Below are 21,215 nucleotides of genomic sequence, written 5' to 3' on the forward strand. Positions count from 1 at the left end.
ATAATTTCGATGTGGCGGCGTTGTTGGCTTCAAAAGCCAACCCGAGTCACATACTTATGTATGCTCCTCGGGATTGGCTTTCTTTGCCGCCTAGCGACAGACGCAAAATCTATTGAATAATCAAAATGTAAATTGTCATAATTTAAAAAGTAGCTAATTGAATTATTGGCTTGCTAATTATCAGATAGTTACTATGTTGGAAAATTAACGGGTGTGACATTATTTATTGGTTAATTATATCAATAAGGTTTTGTTATGCGTCGGCCGCTTTCCTCATATCATCCTATTCTTTATTGGCTGCGTGTGACTCAAAAACGTCTGGCTCGAAGATTGCACTGGGCATTTTCCTCTAAGTACTATTCGAAAGCGAAATCCAGCGAACGCCTTGAATATCGCTATAACAAACACACCTCTAAGCTGATCCGTAAATTGGGTGACTCAGATTTGCGTCTGCAACATAACAAAGTGATTAACTTACGAATTGCGGTGCAAGCCATGAATGGCGTAACCATTTATCCAGGGGAATATTTCTCTTTTTGCCGTTTGGTTGGAAAGCCGACGGCTCGCCGTGGTTTTGTCGAAGGAATGGAGCTGTCTTTTGGTGAGGCTCGCTCTGGGATTGGCGGGGGGATCTGCCAACTGAGCAATTTAATTCACTGGATGATATTGCATTCGCCTCTGCAAGTCGTTGAGAGAGCCAACCACAGTTTTGATCCTTTTCCTGATGAAGGCCGTGTATTACCGTTTGGTTCAGGTGCAGCCATCTTTTATAACTACATTGATTTGGTATTTTACAACCCAACACAAAGCGCCTTTCAATTGGTATTTAATATCGCGGAGCACCAGTTAGAAGGGGAGTTATTATGTAGCGAGCCTCGTGATGTGAAATACCATATTTACCAAAAAAATCATAAATTTACTCGAGAAAAAAATATCGTTTATCGCCACAATGAAATTTGGCAGAAAGTGATAACTAAAGGCCAAGAACCTGTGACATTACAAGATAATTGCTTGTATCGTAATAAAGTTGTGGTGAAATATGCCATTGATGATAGCCAAATAATGGCGTCATAATGCCAACTGCGGTTGATATTAGGAATATATTGATAGCCTTTATCTTGACTGTTGGTCTAAAATCCCGCTGAATTTAATTCTAATTGGCTAATAGGGCATTATTAGCATCCAAAAAATGAGGCCGTCACTCGGAATAGATATGTAATACCAACACTTGATTTCTCAATATTTAAAGACGCAAATCTGGCAAAGGTTTGTGATGATTTCTATTTCTTTAGAGAAAGCATGATGAATATGCAATCAAGAAAGTATGGTAGAACGTATCATTATCCGTTCTCACCTGGTACGACGAGCGACGATCGTATCAACAGTGATTGGTGGTCTCATATCCAAAGTATCGACACGCTAATTCACACTGAAAAACTCGATGGCGAAAACAATTGTTTGAATCGTCATGGTGTTTTTGCGCGCTCCCATGGCGCACCAACACAATCTGCGTGGAGCCAACAAATTCGCCAGCGGTGGCAATTGATTAAAGATGATTTAGGGAATATTGAGCTATTCGGTGAAAACCTTTACGCGGTGCATTCCATTGAATATCAACATATTGAAGATTATTTTTATGTGTTTGCAGTGCGCCAAGGGGAGTATTGGCTAAGTTGGGAAGAAGTGCAGTTTTATGCGGCATTGTTTGATTTTCCTACCGTTCCACAGCTTGTACTGCCAGTCAATAAACAGATGACTGAGCAAGAGTATGCACGCTCATTAATAGCAGCAGCATCATTAGATAGCCAATTTATTGCCCATGATACGCATACAGGTCAAGCCTGTAGTATGGAGGGAATTGTTAGCCGTGATAGCAAAGGTTTTCATGTGGATGATTTTATCTCTCACGTATTTAAATATGTGCGCAAAAACCACGTAAAAACAGATATTCACTGGAAGCGCAATTGGCAAAGGGCAAAGTTAGCATTTGAGCGACAAGGGGAGCAATCATGAGTTGGCAATTCACGAAAAACCGCGATTGGGTGCAACTTGAAGCTCAGTTTGATTTTGTTCGGGATATGAAAAATGTCCCGCAAGACGCGTTGCACCACGCTGAAGGCAATGTGGCGATTCACACCCAAATGGTGATCGCGGCACTTGAAAGTCTGCCTGAGTATCAGCAACTTCCAACGCTTGAGCAAAATATTGTTTGGGTGGCAGCTTTATTACATGATGTGGAAAAACGTAGCACAACGCGGGAGGATGAAGAGGGGCGTATTCATTCTCCTGGGCATGCTAAAAAAGGGGAACTATCCGCGCGAAATATCTTGTTTCGCCAAGTAGACACCCCATTTGCAGTGCGTGAAAAAATTGCGGCACTTGTCCGATTTCACGGCTTACCTTTATGGTTGATGGAAAAACCTGATCCCGAACGCACTCTCTTTGCTGCTTCGCTACGTGTCGATATGTCATTATTGTGCATGTTAGCAAAGGCAGATGCGATTGGTCGCATTTGTGAAGACAAAGCGGAATTATTAGCGCGTATTGAGTTGTTCGAGTTGTTTTGCCGCGAACAAGGGTGTTGGGATAAGCCGAAAGAGTTTGCTTCTTTGGCGGGGCGTTTTCATTACTTCCATCACCAAAGGGGGATGCCAGACTATCAACCTTTTGAAGAAGAAGGCAGTGAAGTCATCATGTTGTGTGGTTTACCTGGTATGGGTAAAGATCATTTTGTGAAACAATTTTACCCACAAACCCAGATGGTGTGTCTTGATGAAATTCGTCGTGAGCACAAAATTAGCCCTACGGACAGAAATGCGCAAGGGTGGGTGGCGCAGCAAGGCAAAGAGCAGGCCAAACAGTTTTTGCGTACAAAAACGGATTTTATTTGGAATGCAACGTCGCTGAGTGCTTCTTTGCGTGAAAGCATGGTGAGTCTGTTTGCTCGCTACCACGCCAAAGTACACTTAGTGTATTTAGAAGTGCCTTATAAGCAGTGGCGTCAACAAAACCAACAGCGGGAATTTGCCGTACCAGAACAGGTAATGGAGCGTATGGCAGGCAAGTTAGAGTTACCTACCCCCGATGAGGCATATCGTGTGTCTTATTATATTAATGGGAAGTTTGTCGATTTATTCGATTGATAACATTGAATAACCTGCCCAATTAACAGGGCAGGTTAACCCAATTACAGCACAAACACATCCCCTTCAAAAAGCTTACGTGCGGTGCGAATTATTGATGCTTGTAGCCCTTCAGGAGAATTCCCCTGTTGGTTCAGGGTAACTTCAAATTTGCCACTTAAATGCTCAATTGCAATGGTTTTCATATCCACAGATTGAACATAACGCTGTGCAATGTTATCGGGTAAAATCGTGCTGGTGGCGATAGCAATTGCCCCAGTCACCGCCAGTGCGCCGTGGCATTTTTGCGGCATAAAATAACGGACATTTATGGTGCCGCCTTGGGTAGCAGGTGAAATTAAAATGGGTTTTGGGATCACTTTTTTCGTAACATCGCCTAACCCCATCATGGCACCTGCTTTAATGCGAATTGACTCGAGTTGTTGCATAAAGGCGTTGTCGGATTCTAATTCTGCGGCACTTTCATAACCCGTCTTATTTAATTGAGGCGCATCGATTAAGACGATGGGAACCGCCATATCAATGCAGCTTATTTCAATGCCATCAATGGTATCGATGGGATTACCCGTTGGTAATAATTTCCCCGTTTTGGCACCGCTAGCATTTAAAAAGGTGAGGGCGATAGGTGCTGCACTGCCCGGTACGCTCGCAATTTGGGTGCTCCCTTCATATTGTACTTGGCCATCAGGGGTCTGTACGGTGGAATTGACAAAGGTTTCAGTGTTGACATTACGAACACGGACGGTAGTCACGTTATCAGTGATTGGGACTAACCCTTTTTCGAGTGCAAAAGGGCCAACAGCACACAACATGTTGCCACAATTTGGGGCAGTATCGACAATACGCTCAGTAATAGCAACTTGGGCAAATAAATAATCGACATCCGCATCAGGATGCTCAGAGCGGCTGATAATGGCGACCTTACTGGTCTGTGGGCTTCCTCCACCAATGCCATCAATCTGCAACGGATGACCCGAACCCATAATATCTAAAATTAATTGGTCACGTTGTTTGATATCAGTTGGTAATGAGTCCGCCAATAAAAATACACCTTTTGATGTGCCGCCGCGCATCAGGGTACAGGGGATTTTTTTCATAAAGTTATCCGTCATATTTCACGCTGTAGCGGTGTTGGCTGCAATCGGTACCCCAAGTCACATACTTGTGTATGCTCCTCATCCCCGTCATATTTCAAGCCGCAGCGTTGTTGTCTGCACTCAGTTACCTTAGTCACATACTTGTGTATGCTCCTAAGGATACCTTCGTTTGACGCCTAGCTGCAATTTGAACTATTTAGGGGATGGATCCCGCATGTTATTCAAAGCCGCACCATCGTTAACGCAAAATAGTCATTGTCAGATTTAAAAAAGGGACACAAATTACATTGTGCCCCATAGAATAATTTAGCGACTAATTAAAATAGGACGCATTAAATTAGGCCCATACTAATCAAAATTTCCCACCAACCTAAACCGATAGTCATGTGGACGAATAAGCTAACGAATGCGACTAATCCACCGATGATCCACCAAGAACGAATATCGTTGTAGCCTGCACCGAAGACGATTGGTGCTGCGGCACCACCGTAGTGCGTTACGCTTCCGCCGTATGCGTTGGAGAACAGTAAGCCTAATGCCAGTAGCATTGGCGGTGCACCAGCAACCATACCGACAGTGGCAAATACAGGCACCATCGCGGCAACATAAGCACCACCTGATGCGAACAGATAACGAATGGCGACACTGATAAACATGATAACAAAGAAAGCTAACATGGCTTGGTCACCGAAAGAGAGATACTGACTCATGGTGTCGGCTAACCATTTAAAGAAGCCTGCTTTAGTGAGAACGCCTGACATACTGATGATACCACCGTACCAAATCAGGGTGTTCCAACCCCCTTTGTTTTTCAGCACATCATCCCATGTGACAACACCTAAAATTAAGGTTAATGCCATGACGGCGATAGCGACACTGGATGCACTCACACCAATAAAGTCAGAGAAAATCCAGCCGCACAGTGCGATAACGAAGATGATAGCTAACAGTTTTTCACGCATCGTCATTGGGCCTAAGTCTGCTAAGCCTTTTGCTGCGATCTCTTTGTTATTCACCTTTTTGAGTTCAGGTGGATACAGCTTATAAATCATCAGTGGTGTCAAAATCAGCATAATTAAGCCAGGAACCGATGCGGCGAGTGCCCATCCACCCCAACTTAAATGAATACCCATAATGTCACTCATCATAGCTAATGCTAAAGCGTTTGGTGCCATTGCTGTTAAGAACATATAGCTGGTCGTTTTGGTCACCATGTATACGTTGACTAACAAGTAGTGGCCTGCTTTGCGAGGGCTTTTTTCAGGATCAGAGCCTAATGCTACTGCCACGCTGTTTATGATTGGGAAAACAATTCCACCCGCACGAGCGGTATTTGATGGCGTTGCTGGGGCAATAATTAAGTCAAGGATCGCAGTGACATAGCCAAGGCCTAATGTAGTGCCGCCCAATTTACCAATCAAAATGTACGAAAGGCGTTTACCCAAACCTGTAATAACAAATGCAGCACTTAGCGTAAATGCCGCAAATACCAGCCAGGTTGTCCCTGATGCATAACCACTTAAGACTTCACTGGCTTTAACATCTTTGGTACCTGTTACACCAATTATGACGGCGCTTGCGGCAATAGTGGCTAACAAAATAACAGGTTCTGAATAAGGTTTTAATACCAGTCCAACAATAGCCGCGAGGTAAAGACCAAATAATAACCACGCGATATGCGGTAACCCCGCAGGAGTCGGTATTAAGGCGATAATGATTGGAATTGCTATCAGAAGTAGCAGTTTCCAGATTTTGTCTTTTGGCATAGGCTTGATCCTTAACGAAATTAAAACTTAAATATTATGAATTCGGCTTTTCGTCATATTGGAGGTATAGCAATGCCTTAATAGGAATAATGATTTTGATATTCATTGTCATTATTTAGCTATTTCCAATATGTTATAAATTCTTTAAATCAATAACTGTTACTTAATTAAATATATTTTTATTAATCTTTATTAATTAAATTATTGAATGGGTTCCTGTGTTGGTGAATATATAAGTTGTTTTAATTTTAAATGCTAAATACCGAAGCCTTGTCTAGGCAGACGGGCAAAAAACCACGTTAGAATTAATAAATCTGCGCTACCACCTGGGCTTAGATTCTTTTCAATACAGTGTTGGTCAAATTGTTTTACTTTGACTAAATCATCAGGATGATTAATGCCCTCTTGCAATAACATAGTTGCTTGCTGTTTTATCCAAATTAAACCGTTTAAGCCGCCACGATTTGCAATATTGGTATCATCATTAAATTTCATTAATAGAATTAATGTATTTATTAAAGCTATTTCAGCATCCTGTTGCGCCGCTAATTGCTGTAAATAAAAGGGCAATGAATGGTCGATAACTAACGAGTAGCCACCTTCAGCTTCCCCTCGTGCTCCAGTAAAACCAAATTGTTGATATAAACGTTGGCCAGCTGTTGGAGTATCCGTAGGTTGCATCAATTCAGCGCAAATTCCTTGGCACATACCTGCAACTAATTGACTAATCGCAACGGGTGTCACAGTTTGCTGTAATGCGGCTAAGCGACCAATTGCGGTTAATACTAAACCTAATGAAAAAATGCTGCCTTTATGGGTGTTTACCCCTTGAGTGGCCTGAAACATGGCGGTTTCACACGCCATCCCGATAGTTCTAATTTTGCTTAAAACCTGTTTAATTGGTAGGTTTTTATGTTGTGCACCAGCCTGAATAAATAATGGAAAAAATTTGGCGATGGCATTGGCACTTAAATGAAAATCCGTTAGCGCCATATCTTTATGAGCGCCTGTATTGTATTTGTCTACTAAACCTGGTTTTGGGGTCAAATTCACTTCAGCGAGCATAGCTTGCCAAGCTAACTGGCTGTAATAATGAGTGAGTTGGTCACTTAGGGTTTGTGAATAGTTAACAAGTTCCATGGGCTAACTCCTCGATGCGAAGAAGAATATCAGCCAACGGGTGTGAGCGATGACGAGCACAGATTTTGGCTTCTTTTTCACAGATTAAACAGCGCCTTACAGGCAGATTTAATTGACTACGTGAATATTGTTTTCCTTGTGCATCAAAGACATCAAAATCCCATAAACGTCCTACAGAGGAGCGTTCTTCGGCCTCAATTAATGCCTTTTTGACTTCAATGGCATTGGCATCGACGGCAACTAAACATTCAGGCCCAGTGCGTAATGCCCATGATTGTTGAGATAAAAGTACCCACTGCCTGCATAAAGCAACTTGTTTAAGCGCATTTAGGCCCTGATTAAATACATGTCTAACAAGGGAATTGTCTTTGACAGCCCCTGGGAAAACGACAGTAAATGAAATCAAGGTTACCTGATGGAGACCAATCCACTGTTGCTGGCGTGCCTGACGGGCATCACGGCTTGCCAACAGCTCAGGTAAGGAAATTTCAAATTGCTCTTGAGTATCAGGCAGTGGGCAAAACATAGTTACTCCTTCACTTGATGAACAACATCAATTACAGAGCCATCACGATAACGCACGACGGCAACCACTTTATCTGTAAATTCAATAGGGTTAGGTGTTCCAGTGAGTAACTGAGCGCGTTCTCTTAACCAGCCAATTGAAACCGTTTTGATACCTTGGCTTTCTAATTGCTGTTTCAATTCAGGTCGTGCAGGGTTGACGGCAATACCATGGTCGGTTACTAAAATATCAACGCTTGACCCTGGGGTAACGCAAGTCAGGACTTCATCAACCAACGTTGGGATGCGACCACGCACTAATGGTGCAACGATAATGGATAATTTCGCAGCGACTGCGGTATCACTGTGACCACCCGATGCTCCGCGGATAACACCATCAGAACCCGTTAACACATTGACATTAAAGCGTGTATCAATTTCCAGAGCACTGAGTACGACAACATCAAGCATGTCGACGGAAGCACCTTTAGAGTCAAAGCAGGCGTATTGATTGGCACTGATTTCAATATGATTCGGGTTACGAGAAAGAGACTCTGCTGCCGCTTTATCAAAACTTTGTACGTCTAATAATTTGCGAATTAAGCCTTTTTCATGCAAATCAACGATAGTTGATGTAATACCGCCAAGGGCAAAGCCTGCAGTGATATTGTGGCGACGCATTTTGTCCTCAAGGAAGCGAGTCACGGCAAGGGATGCCCCCCCAGTACCCGTTTGTAATGAAAAACCCTCTTTGAAGAAGCCTGATTTTTCAATAACATCAGCGGCAGTACGTGCAATCAGTAGTTCTCTTGGGTTTGAGGTCATACGGGTGGCATCAGCACCGATTTTATCTGCATCACCGACACGTTTAACCTTAACGATATAGTCGACTTCATCTTGCTTGATGCTGGATGGATTGTGTGGATAATCCAGTAGTTCTTCCGTTAGCATCACCACTTTTTTCGCTGTTTCTGCATCAATTTTGGCATAACCTAATGAGCCACAGCTGGCGGACCCTGTATATCCGTTGGCATTACCGTATTCGTCGCAAGACGGCACACCGATGAAGGCGACATCAATACGCAGTTCGCCACTGTGCACAAGGTTTGCACGGCCACCATGAGAATGAATTTGCACTGGCTCTTCAAGTTCGCCACGAGAAATCGCCTCAGCCAATGGGCCACGAATACCTGAGGTATAAATCTTACGAATAACACCGTGACGAATATGTTCGACTAGCGGTGAATGGCATGCACTGAGTGAGCTTGATGCGAGTGTCAGATTACGAAAACCCATTTCAGCAATCACTTGCATGACCATATTGACCGTCAGATCGCCGCCGCGAAACGCATGGTGAAACGAAATTGTCATGCCATCTTGCAGACCAGAGCGGCGAATAGCCACTTGCAAGTCATCACATAGCTTACGGTTTCTTGGTTTTTGAACTTGTTGTTGGACTTTACCAATATCTTTAAATTCACGTAATGCTTCATCGCTTTTAGGTTGTAGGTAAGCACTTACGCGTGTTTGACGTTGAGTATTTGTTGTCATTTTTTGCCTCACTCTTCCCGAATTCCAGATAATGCCGCGCGAGATAATACTAAGCGGGCTCTGTCAATGACTGGGCCATCAACCATTTTTCCGTTTAATGACACCACGCCTTTACCCTCAAGGGCTGCGGCATCTGCGGCATCAACAACACGTTGAGCATGGTCGACTTCTTTTTGAGTTGGCGCATATAAGTTATGGAGTAACTCAATTTGTCTTGGGTTGATTAATGATTTGCCATCAAAGCCGAGTTGTTTAATGTGCGCGGCTTCGCGTAGGAAACCTTCTTCATTATTTGCATCAGAGTAAACAGTATCAAAGGCTTGGATACCTGCTGAGCGTGCGGCTTGTAAAATGGCGCACCGAGCATAGAGGAGTTCAACGCCGTCAGGAGACCGCTCGGTGCGCAAATTGCGGACATAGTCCTCGGCACCTAACGCGATGCCAATAAGTCTTGGTGATGCGTGGGCGATATTCACCGCTTGTGTGATCCCCATCGGTGATTCAATCGCTGCTAATAAACCTGTGCTACCTTCTTCACGACCACAATTTTTTTCAATACGTAATATTTCAGTTTCGATATCGGTGACATCTTGCGCAGTGTCTGTTTTCGGTAAACGCACAATTTTTGCGCCGCCACGAACAACCGCTTCAAGGTCAGCAATACCAAAGGCAGAATCTAAAGCATTCACACGAACAATAGTTTCAATATCGGCATATAAAGGATGCTGTAATGCATGATAAACCAAGCGGCGTGCGGTATCTTTTTCGCGTAATGTCACGGAGTCTTCTAAGTCAAACATCAGTGCATCTGCTTTATAAATAAATGAGTTGCTTAGCATCGCCGCATTTGAACCAGGAACGAAAAGCATGCTTCTGCGTGTACGTGATTTTTGTTCTGGTGTCATTATTTATTCTCCCATGGCAAATAATCGATATCACAAGCACGAGCGAGTAGGGCTTCCAAACGTGCTTTTAGGACACACTCTAATGCACCTTTATCGTCGACGATGATTTGAGCACCTTGAATATCATGCTGAACTATCATTTCCTGCACGATACTGGCGATAGCATCACCAAATTGTTTTTCAACACTGCTGGTTATTTGCACGGAAACTTCTTGAGTATCTTCTAACGGTTCTATTCGAACCATGACATCACTTGATTCAAGTGTGCCAGCAACGGCTGCATGTTTAATCTTCATATTTCACCTATAGCTAATTCAGAACTTTCGATGCGGTTTGTCGTTGATGTTGCTTGATTAGCGAGCATCTCTTGTAAATATTGATATGTCGCGTCAGGCACAATCGCCTTAATAGCCGCAAGATCTTTTTTAGCGAGTAGTCTTCTAACTTGTGAGGCGGAGACCGCCGTTCCGTTGATGACTGTTCGCGGAAATTCAACGAGTTCTATAGGAGGGAAATTCATCGCATCCGTTTCGAGCCAATAGCGCATGTCTTGGTTATATTGGTTGGTGACTTGGCAAAATGGCTCTGATCCGACGAATCTATGGGTTATCCCCAATGCAGGAGCAATATATTGGCGAAAAATCTTAATATCGATTTCGGTATAACAGTTATTGGCTACCGTTTTGTCTTTAATAAAGTAACAAGGGAACGTTGCCCGAGAAATAATATATTCAGAACCACGGTGAATGGTGAGGTTCTCAATACCTTTTGTACCTGCTTCAATTAAGTTCAGTCTGACTTTATAAGGGAAGCGAGAGGTATCCTCTTTAACAACAAATAAGTGGAGCCAATCACAGGCTTTAGCTGCTTGTTCGATTAAATAACGGTGGCCTAAGGTAAATGGATTGGCATTCATTACGATGGCCCCAATTTTTTTACCGTCGACACGCTGTGCTTTTAAACTTTGAATATAACGTTTTAGATAACAGCAACTATTTTCCATCAATACCATCACATCAGGCACAGTCGCTATAGTATGAAAACCGCATTGCTGGAATAGGTTTTCATTTTGAAATTTAGTATAAATAAACAAATGAGTTGTATTATTTTCGTAAGCAAGATTAACAAGCTCGGTTGCTAATTTTAACGCGAGACCTTCACCACGAACCTCATCGCTAATTGCTACGCATTTAATAACGTTTTTTGCTAGCCCACCACACGCAATTAATTCCTCATTACGGGTTATCGTAATGAAAACATCAACGCTTGCATCAAGCTCTAAATCATTTTCCTTTAAAAACTGAGTTATTTCAGCAAGTTTCCTGTTCTCATGACGTTTTACCTGATTAAACGTTATGTTTTCGAACATAATAGTATCCTGCATCTCTTTTAGAGATGTTTTTAAAATGTTGCTAATGTTAAAGTTAATTAAATAAGTATTTTTTGGTTTTTCTTATTCTTAAAAACATAAACTCTTATTTAATTATCTTTTTCAAGATTAATATTAAAGGTCCTATATTTAATATATTTGACCTATTTCATGTTTCTAAAATGAGTTTGTATTTGTTTAATGGTTTTAATGTTTTTAATTATTCGATATGTGCTTTATTGCTTGGTTTTAATGTGTTTAATTAATAATATGTGTATTATGTCTCTAGCTTATATTTTTAATATCTATTATTCTGTGATTTCTACTGTAACAAATTTTTTACTTTTCAGTTGGTAACGAGAGCCTATATGAAAAAAGAGCATGCTTTCTCTACATTGACAAAAGTAAACTCAATTTCCTTTTCAGTGCGAGTTTTCTTTCTTCTATTGGTTGTCTCGTTATTTTTGACGTTAGGGCTAGGTAAATATTTTACGGATACAGCTGAAAATAGGATGATGGCGAATATTCGCTCGTTAGCCATGAGCCAAGCAAAGCTGATTGCATCAATGGATGGCGTGATTCAATCTGTTAAACACCGTGATATTCAACAACTGAAAATTATTGCAGATAAACTAAACCAAGATTCTGATTACGACTATGTCGTGATTGGCGATGAAAATTCCATGCGGCTTTATCATCCGAACAGTGAAAAAGTCGGCTATAAAATGCAATGGAATAAGCCTGGAGCGCTTGAAAGTGGTGAAAGTTATTTTATTGGTGGGGAGGGGTCCATTGGTAATGCCATGCGAGCAAAAACGCCAATATTTGAGGAAGATGGAAAAATTATTGGTGTTGTTTCCATCGGTTATTTAACCAATAAGATAGACACTTCTCGTAGCGAGTTATTTGTCCAAACGGGAGCAACTTTTCTTGGCGTTCTGGTCATTTTATTATTTCTTTCCTGGGGTTTTACGCGATTAATTCAACGGCAAATGCTGGGTATGGAACCTGAAGAAATTACGCAGTTAGTTCTTGTGCAAAAGGGGATATTTGATGCCGTTTTTGAAGGGATCATCGCGGTAAACCAGCATGGGCAAATTATTAATATTAATTCCAATGCACGAAAGATGTTGTCTTTAAGCAAACCAACAGGGCAACTTATTGGTAAATCAATCTCAGAGCATATTTCGCCTGCTGATTTTTTTACCGTAGATATTGCTACGATTCAACATGATGTATTGTGCGAATTTAACGGATTAAATGTGATAGCTAATCGAGTTGCAATTCGGGACGAAAATCACCTAATTGGCGCTGTAATTAGTTTCCGCAGTCAAAATGATATTGAATCATTAAATTCCCAATTGACACAAGTACGCCAATACGTAGAAAATTTGCGTACTCTGCGGCATGAGCATCTAAATTGGATGTCTACGTTGAGTGGTTTATTGCAAATGAAAGAATATGATCAAGCGCTTGCATTAATTAAAGGTGAGTCTGAATCTCAGCAACAACTTATAGATTCGTTACGTGAACAGTTCTTTGATAAGCAAGTTGCTGGGTTATTGTTTGGTAAGTATCACCGTGCAAAAGAATTGGGCTTACAGTTAGTTTTTACACCAGGTAGCCAGCTTCATGTATTGCCTGAGTCCTTAAATAGTACAGAGTTTTGTGCCGTCTTAGGTAATTTACTGGATAACGCCTTTGAGGCGAGCTTGAAAAGCCAACAGGGTAATAGGCAAGTTGAGCTGTACCTTTCTGATGAAGGCCAGGAAATTGTTATTGAAGTTGTTGACCAAGGGTGTGGTTTCCCTCCAGATATGCAAGACAAATGGTTTGAACGAGGTGTGACAACAAAAACAGACACAACCGATGGGCATGGGATCGGGCTCTATTTAGTTGCTTCATACGTCAATCGATGTAATGGCGCGGTGATTATTGAAGAAAATCAGCCGCATGGTACAGTATTCTCAATTTTTATTCCGAAAGTGAAGATATAAAAATGATTAAGATAAAAATCCTCATTGTGGAAGATGAGCTGCTTTTAGCAGAGATGCACGGCGAGTACATTAAAGCATATCCAGCTTGTGACAAGGTTTGGTTGGCAGGTAATTTAGCTGAAGCCAGAAAAATGATTGAATACATGAAGCCAGATTTGATCTTACTGGACAACTATTTACCTGACGGCAAAGGAATCGATCTCGTTCATGAATTAATTCAAGAGCGAAATAGCGCTGATATCGTATTTACGACAGCAGCGAGTGATATGGAAACGGTGACTGAAGCCATTCGTCTTGGCGTTTTTGATTATTTGGTTAAGCCAATAGCGTATGAACGTTTAGGGCAAACATTGGATAGATATATCCAGCGTAAATCAGTTTTACAAACCAACAGTAAAACGAATCAGAGTCAAATCGATGATATGTTTAATACTTATGCACGCGGTGAATCCAAAGAGGAACTGCCGACAGGTATTGATGTGATCACGTTGGAAAAGGTTTTAGCATTGTTTGCCGATCTTGAAGCGGAATATACTGCAGAAAGCATCGCAGAGACAATTAAACTGAGTCGTACTACGGCAAGACGCTACTTAGAGTTCTGCTTAGCAAAAAATAAGATTGAAGCTGAGATAGAGTACGGAAAAGTTGGGCGCCCTCAACGAATTTATCGTGGCAAGCGGTAAGATTTTTATTTTGCAGAATATCTGCACCGATACTATAGGGGTGCAGATGTTTTATCGTGAACTGCCATAAAAGAATAGTCAGTCTTCTATTGAGTGTTGTTATTTTTTTCAGTAAAACGTTCAGTTAGTTGCGTTCTAACATCCCATAATGCGGGAAAAAATTTCATAAAAATTCGCTGTGCCATGGCATCCGTTAATGTGCCTTTTGTTCCAACGGTTTGATGCCCTAGAGTGCGAATAACCATTTTATAATGGCGCATGCGCCATTCCATGATCTGTTCATCCCATTTAATGAGTGCTTCACATAAATTAAAAGCCTCATTTTGTACTGGCTGGGTATAAATTGCCATCAAATCAGTTTTTGTCTGCTGAATGTAATGGGTAAATTGCGTATTCAATTCTTTGCCATTAATTACGACATCACGCCAACCGGGTGATTCCATACCTGATCCCGTGCCAAATGCAGGGCGAATAGTCAAAAAATTCCAAGGTGTGAGATGACTGAGTATATTAATTTGTGCAGTAATCAAATTAATACACTCAGTGGCGCGTTGGATAAAGGCAATCGCGGAATGAATTTTTTGGTCTTTTAGTGCGCGAGTGGCTTCTATGATTTCTTCATTATTGAGCTTCAACCACAGTTCAGTTGATTGATGAGTGATTTGAAAAAGCAGTTCATCTCGATGTAACCATTCTTCCTTTGTACGTTGCAATGATAATAGGGCTTCTGTTCTGATGTATTTTTCATAATCATTTTTTCCTTCACCAGATAGAATTGATTGTGAAAAATCGTTAAGGGGTAGACTGCCTCTCTCACTCATGAAATACCTCTCTTTTTCAATGTATAGCTTAATATAAAGAGAAATACAGGCATGAATAACACTAAAAATTAAGTACAGCCTAACAAAAAATATTAGGCAATCTGGGCTATTTATTATTCTTCAAATTATTTTCTAGAATTAGCACTTTTTTCTCGGCACGCTCATTGCCTTTTGCTGCGGCAAGCTTATACCAACGTAGTGCTTTCAGCTCATCTTGTTCAACACCCATTCCATATTGGTAGCAGGCACCACTTGCGTACTGCGCATCAGCACTATTTTGTTGGGCAGCTTTAATAAACCAATGACAGGCTTTTTCTTGGTCGGCGTTAATGCCATCACCGCGCGCATAAATTAACGCTAAATTAAACTGTGCAGAGACTTCCCCTTGCTTGGCGGCGAGGGTTAACCATTTGATGGCTAATTGCGTATTTTTTTTCGTTCCTTGGCCCGTCAGGTACAGCATGCCGAGGCTATTTTGTGCAGGAGAAAAACCAAGCTCTGCAGCGCGTGTGAAGTAATCAAATGCGAGGGCATAATCGACTTTGTCGTACATACCTGTTGCGGCTTGATAGCCCAGTAAATAGAGTGCTTGTGGGTGATTTTCTTTGGCGAGCGTTTGATAAATTACCTGCGCTTTTTTGGGGTCTTTAGTTATCGCTTTGCCTTCCTCATACCAATAAGCAAGGGTTAACATTGCGGCAGGAAAGTGTTGTTCAGCAGCTTTTCGTAACCAGTGTTCAGCAGATTCTGGGTTTTTCTCTAAAAGATTGTCAATGCCATGCAGTGTGTATTCTGCCATGTTCATTTGGCCAATAGGATCGCCATTTTCAGCAGCTAATTGCATCCAATGTAGCATCAACTTTTCATCTTTAGGGACACCAGAACCTTCCTGGTATATCAGTGCCAAGTTAATTTGAGCTTTACTAAAGCCTTGATTAGCAGAAAGAAGATACCACTTTAAGGCGTCGTCAAGTTGTCCATGTGATTGGTAAAACATCGCTAAATTGAATTGAGCTTCAGCGTGCCCTTGAGTGGCAAGTTCAATCAGTGATTTTTCATCCAGTGGTGTGCTAACTTTTTCTGCGAAAGCCGAAGGAATGAATAAACAGCTTATCAAAAATAAGGGTAAAAATTTTTTTTTCACAGGGGGTTCCTTCGCGCTATATTTCTTAAAAAACCATTTAAGGTAAATTATCGTGTTGCTGAGTTCAGTGCAATCATTTGGTTGATTGTACATTATTATCAATAAATCAAATGGTTAATTATTGCTATCAAAAAAAGAATAAAAAAAGATGCAGAAAAAATAAAAAAAGATGAACTTTTTTTGGGATACATAGGTCTTAATAGTATCTATATTTCTGTTTGCTTGCGTAAACATTCATATATTTACCCTCATCATTCATTTCTTTACACGAAGTAATGTAATAATGCACCTACGTAGTGATAGTTTGAATTTAGCAAAAAGATCCTTGAGTAGAATGCATTATGCCCAGTTTATTTACTGGGCTTTTTTTTGTCTAAAATTCCTGAATAGTACCCTTTCACGCCGATATCGCTACTTTTCAACTCATAAAATGCCTTTTTCCCACTGAGATTATCTCTACGTTAACGTGAGGATACAGGGTCAATGCGGTATGACATATTCCATGAATATAATTAAAATATGGAATAATATCCTTAACAATAGAGAAACAACTGATTAATTAGTGGTCGATAATAATATTGAGATTTTGTAAAAAATTGAAGTAAATCACGATAAAATCTGATTCATATGGTAATTAATACTAGCTAATTCTTTAATTTTGGTGCATAAATAACGTATATGGCTTAATTGATTATTGCGTTCTTGGCGGGTTATCTGCTTGTCTTAGTTGAATAAATAATCAAATATGCTTTAACTCATTGAATTTTATGTTTGAGATCTAAAAACAATTCTACACACGTTTTTTGTTTGTTTTGAGGTCAGGGAATGACGCTCTTCTAATTTGTAGTGAGCCTTTCCAACGTTAATTCTTGAGACCATAACAATGCGAGAGCGCAACGAGCGCTCCGTGGTTTTTTTGCATATGTACAGGTTGTACTAGAGGTAACTTGTGTCCACAACAAATAATAAAGAGGAAGTCAGTCTTAACGCGTTTAAGCAACCTCGCTCGTTCTATCTCATCTTTTCTATCGAACTCTGGGAACGTTTTGGTTACTACGGTTTACAAGGTATCCTGCCTATATACCTGAGCCAAGTTCTCGGCATGTCAGAAACCGAATCCATCACCTTATTTTCTGCGTTTGCAGCATTAGTTTATGGCTTTGTTGCAATAGGTGGTTGGTTAGGGGATAAAATCTTAGGTACAAAACGCGTTATCGTTTTAGGGACACTGACCTTAATTGCAGGGTATGCATTTGTCGCTTTCTCAGGGCATGATGTGTCAATGGTGTATGTCGGGCTTGCAACTATAGCTGTGGGTAATGGTTTATTTAAGGCAAACCCATCTTCTTTATTGTCAACCTGTTATGAAAAAGACGATCCACGTTTGGACGGCGCGTTTACCATGTATTACATGTCCGTAAACATCGGTTCATTCTTCTCTATGATTGCAACGCCTTGGTTAGCCAAACATTATGGTTGGGATGTTGCATTCTCTCTGAGCGTAGTCGGTCTTATCATTACACTGATTAACTTCTATATGTGTAAGAAATGGGTTTCCCAGCACGGTTCGAAACCTGACTTTGCGCCAGTAGTGATTTCTCGCTTAGTAGCAACAGTGATTGGTGTGGTGGCATTGATTGCCATTTCTACATGGTTACTGCATAACTTAGGTGTTGCACGTACAGCTTTAGCAATCATTTCTTTAGGGATTTTAGTTATCTTCATTAAAGAAACGCTAGCTTTAAAAGGTACTGCGCGTCGCCGGATGATTGTTGCATTAATTCTGATGTTAGAAGCAATAGTTTTCTTCGTTTTATACAGCCAAATGCCGACCTCATTAAACTTCTTTGCATTGCATAATGTTGAGCACGAAGTTTTCGGTTTTTCAATTGAACCTGCACAGTACCAAGCATTGAACCCATTATGGATTATGATTGGGAGCCCAATTTTAGCGGCAATTTATAACAAAATGGGTGATAATTTGCCGATGCCCCATAAATTTGCGATTGGGATGGTTCTGTGTTCTGCGGCATTCTTAGTACTGCCACTAGGCGCTAAATTTGCTAACGAAGCGGGAATTGTGTCTGTCCAATGGTTGGTGATTTGTTACGGTTTCCAAAGTATTGGTGAGCTGATGATTTCTGGTTTGGGCTTAGCGATGGTTGCGCAGTTAGTACCACAGCGTTTAATGGGCTTCATCATGGGTGCTTGGTTCTTAACGAACTCTGCGGCTGCCTTTATTGCAGGGTATGTTGCCTCGATGGCCGCAGCGCCAGAAGGCGAACTGACTAGTAAAGTCGAATCATTAGCTGTATATAGTGATGTATTCTTGAAGATAGGCTTAGTGACTGGCGCGATTGCGATAATTATGGTGTTAACCGCACCAATGTTAAATCGTATGACGCTAGACCGCGCTGAGTAATCAATTAAAAAAGGGCCACGAGGCCCTTTTTTAATACCATCAAAAAGCTAGTTAAAATAGCGGTTGTTGATTATCTTTAACGAACGATCACGGCCATTAACCAGAAGGGTATTCGAGGTGCGACTATACGCATCTGTTGAAATACCTCCCATTAAAACGGTTGGTGTAATTGCAGTAGCAGCAAAAATGACATCATCCGTATTAACCATTTGTTCTAACGATAAAACCTCACCAATTTCGATGCCCATTTGTTGGCAACGTATTGCTTCTTGTGCGGCGAGTAGTTTATTTTCATCGCTATCACCTTTTGCTTTATCTCGTGAGATCAACCTAGCTTGCATATCGCCACCTAATGCTCGTGCAATTGCTGCGCTGATGATACCTTCTGGTGCGCCACCTGTACCATACATCATATCAATTGGATGTTCTGGAAGTATTGTTAGTAATGATGCTAAAACATCACCGTCAGGAATGGTAATTACATTAGCGCCAAAATTACGAATGGTTTTGATAATGTGCTCATGGCGCGGTTTATCTAAAACAGCGATGGAAAGATGCGAAATGGGTTTATTCAATGCAGATGAAAGAAACTCAAGGTTTTTTTCAAGCGGGTGGCTTAAATGAACGGCACCTTTTGCCGCTGCTCCAACAACGAGTTTTTCCATATACATATCAGGAGCTTGAAGTAATGAGCCTGTTGGTGCTGCGGCCAGAACAGTAATTGCATTTTGCTCATTACAGGCAACCATTCGGGTGCCATCTATTGGGTCAACCGCAATATCAAGCCCTTCGACCCCCGATTTTTTGCCCACTTGCTCACCGATATAAAGCATTGGCGCTTCATCAATTTCACCTTCACCAATCACAATTTTTCCATAGAAATCAATTTCATTAAGGCGATTTCTCATGGCTTCAACAGCCGCTTTATCCGCAGCATTTTTATCTTGTTTACCTACCCAATCGAAGGCTGCAATGGCAGCAACTTCGGTGACGGAAGCGATAGCGGAGGCTAACTCATCACTGATTTTCATTATTTATTAATATCCCAGATGCTTAAAAGAAAAAATACTTAGCTCTATGATACGTTTTTTGTGATCTATCTTGCAAATAATTGGTGATAAAACCAGCTAAGAGGAATGAAAGAGAGAGCAGGCCAAAAGTTGACCTGCTTTAATTCAGGAGGGTTACAGCATTTCGACAATGGCGATACCACCAATAATAGAAATCAGAGCGGCGAGGGTACTGAGTAATACTGTCCCTGCGGATGTTTCCGTATAAGCTTGGTTACTAATGGCTAAAGCAGGTACAGCTGTCGCTGTCGGTAATACGCCAATAATAAAGGCTGCTTTTAATAAGTCATCTTGTAGGCCTAATGCAAGACCAGTTCCTAAAATCAAGGCTGCCTGAACAAAGTTTTTAATAAAGACGTTAAAAATAATTTCTTTGCTAATAGTTAACTTAATACCTGAAAGTAACAGACCAAGGAAAAAGAGAGCAACCCCTCCCGCTGTTTTTCCTAGTTCATTGACGGAGTTTTGTAAGATTTCAGGTAACTTCACACCAAAAATAGCCAGTAATGCCCCTAGAATTGGCAAAAATACTAAAGGTTGGGCAATCGCTTTACCAATTGATTTGAAAACGCTATGACCTTGTTGAGAGCCACTAATCATCAGTAAGGTGAATGGAATGATGATAACAGTGTAAATAAGGTTACCTAATACCATTGCAATCAATCCAGATGACCCGACGGTAGCCAATAAGACAGGTGGCCCACAGTAGGCCATATCAGGGAATGATACCGATAATGCCTGCATGGCAGCATCTTTTCTGTTGTGACGGAAAATAAATTTACCAAAAATAAACCCGATAACATAAGTTGCAATTAATCCGACAGCCAATGCTAATAAGTAATCGATATTGAGCAATACAGATGGTGGTGCTTGAGCGGCTGCAAGAAATAGTGCGAATGGTAAGGCAATTTTGACAACAAAGTCAGCAAAAGCCTGTGAATATTCTCTTTTAATAAAACCATATTTCCCAGATAGCCAACCAACAGCTAAACCAAGAACGATTGGACCAAGTGCAGCGAGGATGATATGGAGTAGCATGAAGAATTCTCCTTATACTATTCTTCTTATTTCGACAATCTTTACAAATATACTAACGATATGTATTTATCTTTTGGAATAAGCTTTGTTTTAAGTCTCTGTTGGTAATTCATTTATTAACTGACATAACAATGATGATGTGAAACTCAAATTATTGTCATCATTAAATGATAGTGATTGTTTTTTTTCTTGGGTGTTAATTGATAAGTGTATATATAAATAAATTTAAAAACACTATTTAAATTTATATTTTTAAATTTATTGGAATAATCATCTTAAATAGACTATCGGGGAATTAAAAGAAATTAAAATTATTGCTTATTTTGAATATGACTAAATGATGATTAAGGGTTTTCTTAGTTACATTGGCTTTTAAACCACGTATTAATGATGGTTATCATTTTTGTGTGACAAGAGTGCTTTTACTACAACTAAAACGAAGTATTTTGTAACAGTTTATTACATTTGGTTGGCAAGAGAATCAATGATATCTACACTAGCGATAATCACAAAACGCCATTTTGCCATATCTAAAACTGTGAATTTTATTATGAGGAAACCTATT

The 21,215-nt window shown here is 40.7% G+C and carries 18 protein-coding genes; 6 read left to right on the plus strand and 12 right to left on the minus strand.

Annotated elements, in window-relative coordinates; all coding sequences use genetic code 11:
* The first annotated feature begins 255 nt into the window (after window positions 1–255).
* From KDJ85_RS01075 to KDJ85_RS01085, 3 genes are all read left to right on the plus strand, one after another.
* Window positions 256–1,074, plus strand: a complete 819-nt coding sequence (locus tag KDJ85_RS01075; RefSeq protein ID WP_225818112.1) for a VanW family protein — start codon at window positions 256–258, stop codon at window positions 1,072–1,074.
* 228 nt (window positions 1,075–1,302) lie between these two features.
* Entirely contained in the window at window positions 1,303–2,013 is a 711-nt protein-coding gene (locus KDJ85_RS01080) for an RNA ligase family protein (protein ID WP_225818349.1), read from the plus strand.
* Complete coding sequence (locus tag KDJ85_RS01085; protein ID WP_225818114.1) at window positions 2,010–3,143, plus strand: AAA family ATPase; 1,134 nt, start codon at window positions 2,010–2,012, stop codon at window positions 3,141–3,143. The genes KDJ85_RS01080 and KDJ85_RS01085 overlap by 4 nt, the downstream gene beginning before the upstream one ends.
* A 44-nt stretch (window positions 3,144–3,187) precedes the next feature.
* On the opposite strand, the gene KDJ85_RS01090 is transcribed toward KDJ85_RS01085, so the two are convergent.
* The 8 genes from KDJ85_RS01090 to citC form a co-directional block, all read right to left on the minus strand.
* Window positions 3,188–4,240 (minus strand): 4-oxalomesaconate tautomerase, encoded by a 1,053-nt coding sequence (locus tag KDJ85_RS01090; RefSeq protein ID WP_225818116.1) that lies wholly within the window; start codon window positions 4,238–4,240, stop codon window positions 3,188–3,190.
* Window positions 4,241–4,572: 332 nt separating this feature from the next.
* A complete protein-coding gene (locus KDJ85_RS01095; RefSeq protein ID WP_219248974.1) occupies window positions 4,573–6,006 on the minus strand; it encodes an anion permease in 1,434 nt (477 codons plus the stop codon).
* 255 nt (window positions 6,007–6,261) lie between these two features.
* The gene (gene citG, locus KDJ85_RS01100; RefSeq protein ID WP_225818117.1) at window positions 6,262–7,146 is read right to left on the minus strand and encodes a triphosphoribosyl-dephospho-CoA synthase CitG; all 885 of its coding nucleotides are present in this window, start codon (window positions 7,144–7,146) and stop codon (window positions 6,262–6,264) included.
* Window positions 7,133–7,672 (minus strand): citrate lyase holo-[acyl-carrier protein] synthase, encoded by a 540-nt coding sequence (gene citX, locus KDJ85_RS01105; protein ID WP_225818119.1) that lies wholly within the window; start codon window positions 7,670–7,672, stop codon window positions 7,133–7,135. Before citX ends, citG begins: the two co-directional genes overlap by 14 nt.
* 2 nt (window positions 7,673–7,674) lie before the next feature.
* On the minus strand, window positions 7,675–9,201 hold the full coding sequence (gene citF, locus KDJ85_RS01110) for a citrate lyase subunit alpha (RefSeq protein WP_377210606.1): 1,527 nt from the start codon (window positions 9,199–9,201) through the stop codon (window positions 7,675–7,677).
* Between the two features lie 8 nt (window positions 9,202–9,209).
* Window positions 9,210–10,106: a citrate (pro-3S)-lyase subunit beta gene (gene citE / locus KDJ85_RS01115; RefSeq protein ID WP_225818123.1), complete on the minus strand. Its 897-nt coding sequence runs from the start codon at window positions 10,104–10,106 to the stop codon at window positions 9,210–9,212.
* The gene (citD, locus tag KDJ85_RS01120; RefSeq protein WP_206083918.1) at window positions 10,106–10,402 is read right to left on the minus strand and encodes a citrate lyase acyl carrier protein; all 297 of its coding nucleotides are present in this window, start codon (window positions 10,400–10,402) and stop codon (window positions 10,106–10,108) included. Before citD ends, citE begins: the two co-directional genes overlap by 1 nt.
* Window positions 10,399–11,475 carry a [citrate (pro-3S)-lyase] ligase gene (citC, locus tag KDJ85_RS01125; protein WP_225818132.1) on the minus strand — a complete coding sequence of 359 codons (1,077 nt, stop codon included), beginning with the start codon at window positions 11,473–11,475 and terminating at the stop codon, window positions 10,399–10,401. The genes citD and citC overlap by 4 nt, the downstream gene beginning before the upstream one ends.
* Before the next feature lie 368 nt (window positions 11,476–11,843).
* Between citC and dpiB the strand changes: the two genes are divergently transcribed.
* Complete coding sequence (dpiB, locus tag KDJ85_RS01130; protein WP_225818134.1) at window positions 11,844–13,472, plus strand: sensor histidine kinase DpiB; 1,629 nt, start codon at window positions 11,844–11,846, stop codon at window positions 13,470–13,472.
* 2 nt (window positions 13,473–13,474) lie between these two features.
* The gene (dpiA, locus tag KDJ85_RS01135; RefSeq protein ID WP_225818135.1) at window positions 13,475–14,155 is read left to right on the plus strand and encodes a two-component response regulator DpiA; all 681 of its coding nucleotides are present in this window, start codon (window positions 13,475–13,477) and stop codon (window positions 14,153–14,155) included.
* 86 nt (window positions 14,156–14,241) lie between these two features.
* On the opposite strand, the gene KDJ85_RS01140 is transcribed toward dpiA, so the two are convergent.
* Complete coding sequence (locus tag KDJ85_RS01140; protein WP_225818136.1) at window positions 14,242–14,976, minus strand: tryptophan 2,3-dioxygenase family protein; 735 nt, start codon at window positions 14,974–14,976, stop codon at window positions 14,242–14,244.
* A 106-nt stretch (window positions 14,977–15,082) separates the two neighbouring features.
* Window positions 15,083–16,120, minus strand: a complete 1,038-nt coding sequence (locus tag KDJ85_RS01145) for an SEL1-like repeat protein (RefSeq protein WP_225818137.1) — start codon at window positions 16,118–16,120, stop codon at window positions 15,083–15,085.
* A 949-nt stretch (window positions 16,121–17,069) separates the two neighbouring features.
* Here KDJ85_RS01145 and dtpA point away from each other — a divergent pair.
* Window positions 17,070–18,542: a dipeptide/tripeptide permease DtpA gene (dtpA, locus tag KDJ85_RS01150; RefSeq protein ID WP_206083925.1), complete on the plus strand. Its 1,473-nt coding sequence runs from the start codon at window positions 17,070–17,072 to the stop codon at window positions 18,540–18,542.
* A 47-nt stretch (window positions 18,543–18,589) separates the two neighbouring features.
* Here the strand turns inward: dtpA and glpX are convergent, their stop codons facing one another.
* Together glpX and KDJ85_RS01160 are read right to left on the minus strand one after the other, a co-directional pair.
* Window positions 18,590–19,573 carry a class II fructose-bisphosphatase gene (gene glpX / locus KDJ85_RS01155; RefSeq protein ID WP_225818138.1) on the minus strand — a complete coding sequence of 328 codons (984 nt, stop codon included), beginning with the start codon at window positions 19,571–19,573 and terminating at the stop codon, window positions 18,590–18,592.
* 153 nt (window positions 19,574–19,726) lie between these two features.
* Window positions 19,727–20,650 carry an AEC family transporter gene (locus tag KDJ85_RS01160; RefSeq protein ID WP_225818139.1) on the minus strand — a complete coding sequence of 308 codons (924 nt, stop codon included), beginning with the start codon at window positions 20,648–20,650 and terminating at the stop codon, window positions 19,727–19,729.
* Between the last annotated feature and the right edge of the window lie 565 nt (window positions 20,651–21,215).

Source organism: Providencia vermicola, assembly GCF_020381325.1.
GTDB classification, from domain to species: domain Bacteria; phylum Pseudomonadota; class Gammaproteobacteria; order Enterobacterales; family Enterobacteriaceae; genus Providencia; species Providencia vermicola.